Annotated in this window: 6 protein-coding genes, 1 tRNA gene and 1 pseudogene; 7 read left to right on the top strand and 1 reads right to left on the bottom strand. The window is 41.0% G+C overall.

What is annotated here, in order from left to right; genetic code table 11:
• From BLP54_RS15995 to BLP54_RS14275, 4 genes and pseudogenes are all read left to right on the top strand, one after another.
• Window positions 1-225 (top strand): annotated as a pseudogene (locus BLP54_RS15995) (group II intron reverse transcriptase/maturase); the annotation flags it as partial.
• A 151-nt stretch (window positions 226-376) separates the two neighbouring features.
• On the top strand, window positions 377-1177 hold the full coding sequence (locus BLP54_RS14285) for a Cof-type HAD-IIB family hydrolase (protein ID WP_090170926.1): 801 nt from the start codon (window positions 377-379) through the stop codon (window positions 1175-1177).
• Window positions 1178-1209: 32 nt separating this feature from the next.
• Window positions 1210-2442 carry an AGE family epimerase/isomerase gene (locus BLP54_RS14280; protein WP_090170923.1) on the top strand — a complete coding sequence of 411 codons (1233 nt, stop codon included), beginning with the start codon at window positions 1210-1212 and terminating at the stop codon, window positions 2440-2442.
• A gap of 31 nt (window positions 2443-2473) precedes the next feature.
• Window positions 2474-2944 carry an NUDIX hydrolase gene (locus BLP54_RS14275; protein ID WP_090170920.1) on the top strand — a complete coding sequence of 157 codons (471 nt, stop codon included), beginning with the start codon at window positions 2474-2476 and terminating at the stop codon, window positions 2942-2944.
• Window positions 2945-3025: 81 nt separating this feature from the next.
• Here the strand turns inward: BLP54_RS14275 and BLP54_RS14270 are convergent.
• A tRNA-Glu gene (locus BLP54_RS14270) sits at window positions 3026-3097 on the bottom strand.
• A gap of 285 nt (window positions 3098-3382) precedes the next feature.
• Between BLP54_RS14270 and BLP54_RS14265 the strand changes: the two genes are divergently transcribed.
• From BLP54_RS14265 to BLP54_RS14255, 3 genes are all read left to right on the top strand, one after another.
• Window positions 3383-4522 (top strand): glucose-1-phosphate adenylyltransferase, encoded by a 1140-nt coding sequence (locus BLP54_RS14265; protein WP_090170918.1) that lies wholly within the window; start codon window positions 3383-3385, stop codon window positions 4520-4522.
• A gap of 3 nt (window positions 4523-4525) precedes the next feature.
• The gene (glgD, locus tag BLP54_RS14260) at window positions 4526-5644 is read left to right on the top strand and encodes a glucose-1-phosphate adenylyltransferase subunit GlgD (protein WP_090170915.1); all 1119 of its coding nucleotides are present in this window, start codon (window positions 4526-4528) and stop codon (window positions 5642-5644) included.
• A 226-nt stretch (window positions 5645-5870) separates the two neighbouring features.
• Window positions 5871-12746, top strand: coding sequence for a family 43 glycosylhydrolase (locus tag BLP54_RS14255; protein ID WP_143002041.1), 6876 nt, complete (start codon window positions 5871-5873; stop codon window positions 12744-12746).
• Window positions 12747-12749: the final 3 nt, after the last annotated feature.

The raw sequence follows: 12749 nt of genomic DNA, 5'->3' as shown, positions 1-12749 counted from the left end.
ATGTGTATTTGGAAGCATTGGAAGACTCCGCAGAATAGAGCTAAGAATTTGATGAAGCTGGACGTACCAAGATGGGCAGCGTATAACATCTCCTATTGTGGAGACAGATATGCAAGACTCGCTCACAATGGATGGGTACAAAAGGCTATAAGTACAAAGAGACTAACCTCATTTGGATTAGTCTCAATGTTAGATTACTACACCGAAAGGTGTGTTACTTGTTAAGTTGATTGAACCGCCGTGTACCGAACGGTACGCACGGTGGTGTGAGAGGTCGGAATTTCTCACTTATGAGAAATTCCTCCTACTCGATTATCTTTTAGGGGCCTATAATTTTCCTGTAGAACTATTTAATTACTAGATAAATGGAGACAGCATGAATTACAAAATAGTATTTAGCGACATCGATGGCACACTGCTTAACAGTGACCATAGGATGTCAGAAAACACCGAAAATGCCATAAAGAATTTGAAGCGTCAGGGCATTCCGTTTGTCATAGTGACAGCCAGAGGACCTTCTGGAGTTTATCCTATTTTTCGAAGATATAATTTTGTAGCTCCTATTATTTGCTACAGTGGTGCATTGATTTTAGGAGAGGATGGAGAAATTATCTTTTCGAAAGGTATCAGCAAGCCTACTGTTTCGAGCCTGATAAAGGCTATTACGGAAGAAGGCTGGGATTGTACATGGAATGTGTATACCATGGACGATTGGATTGTAAATGACAAATCCGATGAGAGAGTCATCAAAGAGGAAAATATCGTTGAGGTTCAGTCCACAAAAGGCACCGTGGATGATATTCCAAATGGTATGGAAATAGGTAAATTCCTTTGTATGTGCAACCCTGACGAAATAGATGAAATTGAAGCGTTTCTCAAGAAAAAATATCCTTCCCTTTCTATTGTTAAGTCATCTGATATCCTCCTTGAGGTGATGGAAAAGGGAGTAAACAAGGGAATTGCAGTAGAAATGTTTTGCGAGAAATTAAATATTAATAAAAATGATGCAGTCGCCTTCGGAGACCATTATAATGATATTGAGATGTTAAAAACTGTCGGCACACCATTTTTGATGGAAAATGCTCCAGAGGATATGAAAGCCGATTTTAACATCACTTCGAGCAACGACGAAGAAGGGGTTTTTCAAGCATTAAAAAAGATAGGGTTACTAGATTAATTCAGCATCAGTGGATAAGGGGGATATCTACTATGGGAAAATACCAACTTGATACACCTGAAAACAAAGCCTTTGTCAGAGAGATGAGAAACAGTCTGCTGTCCTTTGGACATCAGTTTCCATCCCCTGGTGGAGGCTCTTATTATTTAGGAGATGATGGCACGCCATGGAAGGATAGACCGCGTGAGACCTGGATTACAAGCAGAATGGCTCATGTGTATTCTCTTGGAGTGATGCTGGGGCATGAAGGCAGCGAGGCATTGGCTGATGCTGCATTGAAAGGTTTGTTTGGCGAGCTTTATGATGAGGACCATGGAGGATGGTATGCTGGCATTACTGCTGATGGCGAGATTCTCCCTAATAAGCAGTGCTATGCACATGCATTTGTTATTCTGGCGGCTACGTCTGCATATCTTGCAAAGCGACCAAAGACAAAGGAATTGCTCAAATCGGCTATTGCAGCTTATGATGCACATTTCTGGGAAGGTGAGCGAGGTCTTTCAGTTGACACCTGGAACACTGAGTTTACAAAGCTTGACGAATACCGTGGTATGAATGCAAACATGCACTCCGTGGAAGCATTTCTTGCAGTGGCAGATGCGCTGGAGGATGAAAACTATCGAATCCGCGCTGGAAGAATTATAAATTTTGTAATCGGATGGGCTCGCGACAATGAGTACAGAATTCCTGAGCATTTTACAAGTGACTGGATACCTGATTTAGAGTGCAATAAGGATAAGCCTGATGATTGCTTCAAACCATATGGTGCTACACCAGGCCATGGCATAGAGTGGGCAAGGCTTATAGTACAGTGGGCTATTTCTACATACGGAAGCAATGGCGAGAATGTAAATGACTATATCAAGATTGCTGAAAAGCTTTATAATCGCGCCATAGAGGATGGCTGGAACGTGGACGGTGCACCGGGTATTTGCTACACCACTGGATGGGATGGCAAACCAATTGTACATGACAGAATGCATTGGACATTGGCAGAGGCTATTAATACTTCTGCAGTTTTGTTCAGAGTGACAGGAAATGAAAAGTATAAGGAAGACTACGCTGCATTTATGGAATATCTAGATAAGTATGTTTTTGACCATGAGACTGGTTCCTGGTTTCATCAGCTGGACCAGAACAACAAACTTCTGGACACAGTGTGGCCGGGCAAATGTGATATTTATCATGCCCTACAAGCTACAATGATTCCATATAATGAGATGGTAGGTGTTTCAATTGCAACAGCTTTAAGCAGGACTAGATAATACTTACTAGAAAAATAAAAGGAGACATAAAATGGATTACATAGGAAAACTTCGTAAATACGTAGGGCATGATTTGCTTATAGGAGTAGGTTGTGGTGTCTTAATAGAAAATGATAAGGGACAGGTGCTTCTTCAGAAGAGAAGTGATACTGGAGAATGGTGTGTGCCAGGAGGCGCATTAGATGCATATGAGACTTACGAGCAGGCAGCGAAAAGAGAGCTGTTTGAAGAAGTAGGAATTCATGTGGATAAACTTAGATTATTTGGACTGTATTCTGGAGAAGACAGAGTAATAACATATCCAAATAAGGATGTGGTTTATTCGTTATCTGTTATCTTTATTACTGATACTTATACAGGAACCATTTCTGATGAGGATTCTGAGGTGTTGGAACATCGCTTTTTCAACCGCGAGGATATTCCAGTAGATAATTTATTCACACCTGATGCCAGACCAATTCTTGACTGGAAGAACGGAAAGATGGAAGTGACTGTAGATTAATATAGAAAAGTGAGTGGGCTTCCCTGTTTTGGGAAGTCCATTTTTAGATACAAAAAAAGCATCGCTATTGCGATGCTTTAGCAGTTCCTAGCGGAATCGAACCGCTGTTTTCGCCGTGAGAGGGCGACGTCTTAACCGCTTGACCAAGGAACCATGTTGTCTGTCGTTTAGGTGTTTGCCTCAGCGACAAGACATATATTACTATGGTTTTATCCATTCGTCAATAGAAAAATTACTATTTTTTTATATTCAGAATAATTTGAAAAGTATGACAATACTCAGCAATACCACATCATAAAAAGCTAAATCAAATTGCGCTAAATTTATCTGTAAATTTTCACAATAAATATATTATCTTTGTTGCGACTTTTGTGCAAAACTATTAGAATATTAATTAAGAGAATGTAATGTTATTATTTGTCGAGGGAGGAATAATATATGGCTCAGACCAATATGCTAGCTATGATTTTAGCAGGTGGCCGAGGCAGTCGTCTTCACGAACTGACCAGTAAGGTTGCCAAACCTGCAGTTTCTTATGGCGGTAAATACCGCATCATCGATTTTCCACTTAGTAATTGTGCAAATTCAGGAATTGACATTGTTGGAGTTCTTACTCAGTACGAGTCTGTTTTGTTGAACAGCTATGTTGCCGCAGGCGGTAGATGGGGACTTGATACAAAGGACAGTGGCGTATTTGTTTTGACTCCAAGAGAGAGAGCTGATTCAGGACTTGATGTTTACAGAGGAACAGCGGATGCCATTTCTCAGAACATTGATTTTGTAGATGCCTATGACCCAGAGTATATTCTTATTCTTTCAGGTGATCACATTTACAAGATGAATTATGACAAGATGCTTAGATATCATAAGGAGCAGGGAGCGGATGCAACAATTGCAGTTCGCGGTGTTCCAATAAGAGAGGCAAGCCGTTTTGGTATTATGAATACTGATGGCAATGGTCGTATCATCGAGTTCGAGGAAAAGCCAGCGAAGCCAAAGAGTAACCTTGCTTCAATGGGTATCTATATTTTTACATGGAAGACACTTCGTAAGCTTCTTGTAGAAGATATGAAGAATCCAGATTCTGATCATGATTTTGGTAAGGATATTATTCCTATTATGCTGAATGATGGAAAGAAGCTTTGCGCCTATGAGTTCTCGGGCTATTGGAAAGATGTAGGAACTATTGATTCCCTTTGGGAAGCAAATATGGATCTTCTTGATAGCGATAACGAGCTGGATTTGGACGATACTTCATGGAAGATTTATACAGAAGACACGGGAATTACTCCTCAGTACATTGCATCAACAGCCAAGATTGATGGGGCATATATCAATCAGGGTGCAGCAGTAGGTGGAACGGTACAGCGTTCAGTTATATTTACAAACTGTAAGATTGCTCCTGGAGCAAAGGTTATCGATTCTGTTTTGATGCCAGGTGCTATTGTGGAAGAGGGAGCTGTAGTTACAAGAGCTCTTGTTGCAGAGAATGTTCGCATTGGCAAGAATGCAAAGGTAGGAGAAAAGAAGAGTGAAGAAATCCTTCTGGTGGCAAAAAATGTAAAGGGGGAGGATTAAACTATGGCAAATAAAGCATTTGGTGTAATTAATTCGGCACCTAACTATATCAGAGTTGAAGGTCTTCATGATTATCGCCCAATTGGCGCCTTCACATTTATCGGAAGATTTCGTGTAATCGACTTCCCACTTTCCAACATGAGTAACAGTGGCATAAATCGTATACACGTATATTTGAATAGTAGACCTCGTTCACTGGTGGAGCATATTGGTTCAGGTCGTCATTATAATATCAACTCAAAACGAGGTAGTTTGCAGTTGCTTTTTACACAGCAGAATGGAGCAAACTCAATTTACAATACTGACATTACTGCATACATGGAAAACTTGGAGCAACTTGAGCGTATGCCTCAGGATTATGTAATCGTAGCTCCTAGCTATATGGTATTTAAGCAGGATTTTCAAAAGCTTTTGGATGACCATGTGGAGGCAGGCAATGATATCACACTTTTGTATCACAAGGTTGATCAGGCTAAGGAATACTATAGAGCCTGCAATGTTGTGGAGCTGAATAAGCAAAAGGGTGTTCAGAGTCTCACTAGAAACATGGGCACAGCCAAGGATAAGAATATCAGCATGGACACTTATGTCATGTCCAAGGATTTATTCGTAGCGCTTATCAAGAAGGCTAAGAGAGAATCCAGTGCTTATTCTTTTGCAGATATTATCGCGCTCAGCTGTGACACTCTTGATATCAGAGGTTATCAGCACAAGGGATATTTTGCAGCAATCACCAGTCTTGATGACTTCTATAGGGCAAACATGGAGCTTTTGGATTATGGCACAGCAATGGATTTCTTCAAGCAAGATTGGCCATTCTATACACATACCACAGATGCCTGCCCAACACACTATTATCCAGGTGCTAAGGTGGTAAATTCACTGGTATGTAATGCAGCTACCATTGAAGGAACCGTTGAGAATTCAATTATTGGACGTCATGTTCATATTGGAAAGGGCGCTATTATAAAGAACTCCATCATACTTTCATATTCTGATATCAGTGATGGAACCTATATCGAAAATGCGGTAATTGATAAATGGGTGAAGGTTAAGAACGTGAAGAAGATTGTATCCGAGTCCGTAACGCCGGCGTACATAAAGCGAAATGATGTGCTGTAAAAGGATATAGTTTAAATAAAATAAAAATATTTTAGTTTTATAGGTAGAAAATTTTTAGATACATTATCTAAAATTTTTCTACCTTTTTTAATTCAAGGCTAAATTTTTACGAAAGCTGTGACGAAACTGTGAAAGAAATTCTATTTACCCATTACATTCCTGAGGATATCATGGTACTACAAGGCACTTTAGGAGAGGGTGCTAAAAAAATAATGGGGGAATAAGAATGAAGCATGACAAAAAGTTGAAACGCACAACTGCGCTTTTGCTTGCACTTGCTTTGGCCTGGTCGGGATCAGTTCCTGATGCAGGTCTTTCTTTGGTTCGTGCAACAGAAGCAACTGATGCGGCTGTAGATGATGTGGATTCTACAGAAGAGACTTCTGAGGATGCTACAGTAGATGAAGAATCTGAAACAGATGACGAAGCTACTGAGAATCAGAAGGAACCGACAGATGAGGCGACAGAAGAGAATAATGTTGATGAAGATGTCGACGATGCTGAAGAAGCTGAGGATGAGCTTGATGAAGAACTAGAAGAGGATGAGCTCAAAGAAGAGAAGCTTCTAAAGTCAGAAGAGGAAGAAAAAACAGAGCTTAAGCTTATTGCAGACTTTGATTTTGAAGATCTCGATGAAGGCGAAACAATGACAGGAGCCAGTGCAAAAGCTTCTGGTTCATACGGTATTACAACAAGCTACGATGGCTCACAGGCACTTTCTCTTAACGGCTCAAATCAGTATTTGACAGTAACTACCAAGGATGGGGATTCGCTTCTTGGTGGATACGATTCAGTATCAATTTCTGCAGATGTGCAGTTTTTAAGAACTGACGCAAACTGGTTGTTCTATGCAGCACCAGATTCAAATGCACAGAGCTATCCTTACGAGCATTACATTGGAGCCTTCCTTGAAAAAGGAAGCGATTTCAAAGCAGAGCAGTATCACAATAATGGCTCTAGACCAGGTTGTGCAACTGCATCACTTTCGCTTAACACATGGAATCATTTGGAAGCAGTTTATTCAAAGGATGCCACAATCATTTATGTGGATGGTGAGAAGAAGGCAACCTTCGAATCAGGGTTCGCTCTTGAGGATATACTGAAGGATTCGCCAATAACACTTATTGGTCGCGCAAATTGGGGAAGCGGCGAATATTGTAAGGCATATGTAGATAACTTTAAAATCTACAGAGGAAGCCTTTCAGACAGTGATGTAAAGGATTTATATCAGGCATATCTTGATAGAAAAGTTGGTGAAAAGGCTGAGGTTGATTTTTCACTTAACGCAGGATATGTGACAGAGGATATTAATCTTCCAGATGAGTATGATGGCAAGAAAATTACTTGGGAAACAAGTGATGACAAGGTCATTACAGCAGATGGTAAGGTAACACGTTCTAACAAGAATAAAGAGGTTACACTTACAGCAAATATTGATGGTGATAAAAAAGACTTTAAGGTTGTTGTATTAAAGGAAGGCAAGGATGTTATTACTTATACTAATAGCAATCCTGCAGTTGGCCAGGACGGGGGTATGATGATTGCCGCTGAAAAGGATGGCAAGTTTACAGCACTCCATAAGAATCAACCAATTCTTTATACAGCACTTGGAAATAAATCTTATTCTAGCCCAGTTATTGTAAGAGAGGCTGATGGAGAAGGCTTCTTTATGGTAGCCACAAGCGGTGGTCAGCTCCTTACATACAAATCAGAAGATTTGATTACATATACAGAGGAAAAGGAATTTGCCTTAGGTAACGTTTCTAATGTTAGAAAAGCAGCAGCTGTATATGATATGACTGATGAAAGATATGAGATTTATCTTGGAACAGATGATGGATTATATCTTGTGACATCAAAGGATATGAAGAAGTTTGATACACCACTTCGTATCAATGATGATGCCTTTGAATTTGAAACTGTTAAAAACTCTCCTAACAATGCAGTTAGTCCATCAGAAATCGGTCTTACAAATGAAGAATATGAAAGAGTTGTAGAGAAATTTACAAACCCTTACAACACCTCTCTTAGCGAGCTTCCAACAGAGGAAATCAAAGTTGATGCTTTGACATCACAGGAAGAGTTCAGAGAGATTCTTGATAAGTACATCAAGAAGAACACAGTAAAGGCTGAGTATTCTGATGGAACAAAGAACACTTACTCACTTAGATTTACAGAGGACAGTATCGATAATGTTGATTTAGAGCTTCCGGGCACATACACACTTGAAGGTGTGATTGGTGGTTCTGGAAACTTTACAGATGCAGCTGATCCTTTGATTCCAGAGAGAGCAGATCCATATGTAGTTTATAACGAGGATGATGGATACTACTATTTCACAGCTTCTTATCCTATGGATGGCAGCGGTGATAAGGATGGTTACGACAGAATTATCCTTAGACGCGCAAAGACAATCGAAGGTCTTGCTACAGCTGAAGAGGTTAGTGTTTGGGATGAGAACACAAGCAAGAGTCTTGGAAGATTTATCTGGGCACCTGAGATGCACAAAATCGGAAAGAGCTGGTATCTTGTTGCAACAGCTGGTCTTAATACAGGCAGCGGCACTACCTTTAACATCCGCCCATTCATGATCAAGTTTGAAGGCAATCCTAAGAAGGAGAGCATGCTTGATGCAGATAAGTGGGGAGAGCCAGAGCTTGTTAAGCCAGTTAGCGGCGACAACATTTTAAATGGCATGTCACTTGATATGACATATTTTGAGGCAGGCGGAGAGCACTATCTTATCTGGGCTGACGAGACGAAGAATTCTCAGAACCCTGATGGATTAAGCTATCTCTTCATCGCCACAATTGACCCAGAGAATCCTACAAAGCTTACAAGCGAAGCAAAGCTTCTTACAAAGCCGGAGTTCAACTGGGAATTAGTAAGATACAAGGTTAATGAGGGACCAGGAGTGTTCCATAAGGATGGTAAGGTTTATATGACCTTCTCAGCATCAGGTACAGGTTCTGAGTATTGCGTTGGTCTTATGTATGCTGATGAGAAGGCAGACCTTACAGATGTAAGCAATTGGACAAAGCTTCCATATCCGATACTTACAAGCTCAGACTTCGACGATGAAGTTTCTGGCCCAGGTCACAATTCATTTACATATGATGAGAATGGAAATCTTGTAATTGTTTATCATGCAAGAGAGTCTAAGAGCCACGCTACACACAGCGGTGACCCACTTTACGATCCATGCAGAAATGCATACGTAAAGACGGTATTATTTGATGAGGATGGACTTCCAATCTTTAATCTCGGCTCTGAGGATTTCATCAAGGGCGGCGATACCTTCAAGGTTAACGTAGTAGTTGAAGGTGAAGAGATTAAGGCAGAGCCAATTCTTGAGTACAACTTCAATGAAACACTTTCAAAGGGCGTTGTTAAGGATGTTTCAGGAAATGGAAATGATGGATATGCCTTCAAGGGCGAGTACGTTTCAGATGATGATTACGGCAAGGTACTTTACCTTAGCGGTGATGATTCTGTAGGCGGAAGCAATTCTTATCTTGAATTCCCTAAGGGATTCTTTGATAACAGAAACAAGATGACAATTTCCTTTGATGTAAAGGAAGTAACAAGAACAGGAAATTACTTCACATTCACATTTGGTCAGGACAACAGCAAGTACTTATTCTACAAGGCAATGCCTACAGCAGAGAAGCTTGCTATTACCAAAAACGGTGGTGGTGATGAGAAGAAGGTTGAGGCTTCAGCTAAATATCCAAACACTGCAAGCACATGGATCAACATCACAATCGTAGTTGATGGTTCAAAGATGTCTCTTTACAGAGACGGAAAGCTCATCGGAGTTAACAAGAAGCTTGGTATGAAGGTTTCTGACTTGGGAGAGGATTTACTTGGATATCTTGGTAAGTCATTCTACTCAGCAGATGATTACTTCAGAGGCTACTTCGATAATGTAAAGGTATATAACAGAGCATACAAGAATGAAGATGTTGCAAGACTTTACCTTGCTGGCAAGGTTGCACGTCTTGAGGAAATCGGGGATGTAAACTATGTAGCAAACAACTATGTAATCCCTGATATGAACAAGATTAAGGGTAACATCTCACTTCCATCAGAAGTAAACGGAGTAAGCATCTCATGGGAATCTTCTGATGAGGATGTAATCAGCACAAAGACAGTAAAGAACGCTGGCTATGATGCAACTCCTGCAGGTGTGGTTACACGTCAGGAAAAGGATACAAATGTAACACTTACAGCTACCTTCACAAAGGATGATGAGAGCGTAACAAAGAAGTTTAATTGCAAAGTAATCAAGGCTCCTAAGGCTGTTGATGAATATGTTGGATACTTATTCGTTCACTTCACAGGCACAGAAGGTGCAGCAAGTGACGAGCAGGTATACTTCTCAGTTTCAAAGGACGGTTTCAACTGGGAAGACCTTAACAACAATAATCCAATCATCACAAGTACAATCGGTGAGAGTGGTCTTCGTGATATGTACATCGCAAGAACACCTGAGGGTGACAAGTTCTACATGATTTCTACTGACCTTAGCATTTATCACAACAAGTCAAATGCATGGCCAGCAGCAGGTAGTAACGGAAGCCACAGCATCGTGGTTTGGGAATCAAGTGATTTGGTTCACTGGTCAAAGCCATGGCTTGCTGAAATCGCACCAGAAAACGCAGGTTGTACTTGGGCACCAGAGTTTGTTTACGATGATGTGACAGGTGAGTACGTAGTTTACTGGTCAGCTACCAGACTTGAGGTAGATGAGAATGAAAAGGTTACTCAGGATTATGAGAACCATGCAATCTACTATGCAAAGACACGTGATTTCGTTCATTTCACGGAGCCAAAGCTCTATCACGAAGGTGGACGCAACAGTGATGGCGTAATCATTAAGGTAATCGATTCTACAATGATTCAGGGCAACGATGGAAAGTACTATCGTTACACAAAGAACGAGTCTAACGGTTCAATCAAGATTGATGTTGCAGACAGAGTTCTTGGCAACTTTAAGGATATTAATTCTAAGTTCCTTGATAAGTCACTTCCTGGAAAGGTTGGTGCAGTAGAGGGACCAATCATCTTCAAGCTTAATGAGAAGAATGAAGATGGTGAGGACCAGTGGTGCTTACTTATCGACAGATTCGCAAGAGGTCAGGGCTACTATCCAGTAGTTACTACAGATTTAGCCTCTGGTGACTTTGAGTTTGTTGAGGATGACAAGCTTGGTTCTTACAACAAGATTAAGTATCGTCACGGTTATGTAATGCCAATCACAGCTGATGAGTATTCAGCTCTTACAGGTTCTGATTGGAACGACTTTGATGATGAGGCAGAAGAGATAGTTCTTCAGAAGAGCAACTCAGGCAACCCAATGCTTGGATTTGATGAGAACGGTGACATCCTTTACGGTGGAGATCCTTCTATTCTTGTAGATGGTGATACCGTATATGCGTATGTTGGTCACGACACATCAACAAACGAAAGCTACAAGATGCCAGATTGGAGATGCTACTCATCAAAGGATATGAAAAATTGGACTTATGAGGGCGAATTCTTAAATGATGGCAACATCTCATGGGTACAGGATAAGAACAGCGCATGGGCAGGTCAGGTAGTTAAGTATGGCGACAAGTACTACTTTTACTATTGCTCAGAGGCAAAGGGCAGCTACGGCGGTGGCAAGTGCATCGGTGTTGCTGTTTCAGATTCTCCTACAGGTGGATTTGTGGATATCGGAAAGCCACTTGTAAAGAATGTTGATACTTACGATGGAGTTTCAACATGGGAAGATATCGATCCTACCTTCTGGATTGAGAAGGATGAAGATGGTAAGGAACACCGAATCCTTGGATGGGGAAATGTTCGTTTCTTCAATTGCGAGCTTAACGAGGATATGATTTCTATCGTTGATAAGGATGGAAACGAGGATAAGCTTTCTGTGGAGAAGGCATCTGACAAGAAGAACGCTGATATCAAGGTAGGCGTAATTAAGGGAATGCCAAGTGGACATCAGTTTACAGAGGCTCCTTACTATTACAAGCACAAGCTTGCAAATGGCAAGGACAGATACTACATGTTCTTCGCTTATGACTGGAGAGAGCAGATGGCTTACGCATATTGCGACAGCCTCGAAGACTTCCTCAATAATGAGTGGACTTTCGGCGATGTTGTAATGGAGCCAAGCGCTACTTCAAATACAAACCACATGGCAGTATTTGATTTCAAGGGTCATACATATTTCGTTTACCACGATGGCAGCCTTCCACACGGAAGTGGCTTTAGAAGAGTTGCCTGCTGCGAAGAGTTCAAGGTTAACTCTGATGGAACAATTCCATATATCAAGAAGACAGCAGTTGGTCTTACAGGAACAGTCAGCAAGATTTACGATTCTAAGAAGAACACAATCTTCGTTAAGGAATTCGAAAACACTCTTGATGATGGTGATTATCCAATGACAGGCAAGGCTGTTGGCTGCGACTTCGTAAATGACGGTGAGAATGCTGAGTGGGAAATCAACCCAGGCAAGCTTAATAAGAACAATGATGCTTTGGTATCAATCGAGTCAAACTACAAGCCAGGTATGTACCTGACAGTTGGTAAGGCTGATAAGAATGGTAACTACAGTGTTGTTCTTTCGCAGGATGTAAATGGCACAAAGGATGAAGCTAAGGCTATGACCTTCAGAACTATCAAGGGTCTTGCAGGTGATGGCGTAACCTTTGAAAGTGCCCTTTACCACGGATATTACCTTGCATCAGTAAATGGCAAGTTAATCCTTACAGAGGAGCCAGAGGCTGATGAGGCTACATTCTTTACAGAGAAAGTTGCTGAAGGAACAGTTAAGGCAGCTGAGGTTGTTAAGACTTCAAAGGTTCAGAAGTCAGTAAGAATGTATGTGGTTGGCGAGGAAGTTAAGACTGATGATATTAGAATCAGAGCAACTCTTGAAAACGGCAAGAAAGTAACTATAAATGAAGGTCTTAAGGTGACAGTTCCTGAGGATGTTACAGCTGAGACAGGAAAGAAGACTATCACAGTTTTATATGAGTTCTGCGGAACAGAGTATGAGGCAGAGGTTGCAATCAATGTTGTTGACAAGGCATACAGAAAGTAGAAG

It is taken from the genome of Pseudobutyrivibrio sp. 49 (assembly GCF_900100545.1).
GTDB lineage: Bacteria > Bacillota > Clostridia > Lachnospirales > Lachnospiraceae > Pseudobutyrivibrio.
Note: the sequence above shows the minus strand (reverse complement) of the source record. Positions and strands in the feature narration are given on the sequence as shown.

Bases quoted from the DNA above. Each gene is read 5' to 3' on its own strand.
- BLP54_RS14285 (WP_090170926.1), top strand. From the start codon at position 377: ATGAATTACAAAATAGTATTTAGCGACATCGATGGCACACTGCTTAAC.
- BLP54_RS14280 (WP_090170923.1), top strand. From the start codon at position 1,210: ATGGGAAAATACCAACTTGATACACCTGAAAACAAAGCCTTTGTCAGA.
- BLP54_RS14275 (WP_090170920.1), top strand. From the start codon at position 2,474: ATGGATTACATAGGAAAACTTCGTAAATACGTAGGGCATGATTTGCTT.
- BLP54_RS14265 (WP_090170918.1), top strand. From the start codon at position 3,383: ATGGCTCAGACCAATATGCTAGCTATGATTTTAGCAGGTGGCCGAGGC.
- glgD (WP_090170915.1), top strand. From the start codon at position 4,526: ATGGCAAATAAAGCATTTGGTGTAATTAATTCGGCACCTAACTATATC.
- BLP54_RS14255 (WP_143002041.1), top strand. From the start codon at position 5,871: ATGAAGCATGACAAAAAGTTGAAACGCACAACTGCGCTTTTGCTTGCA.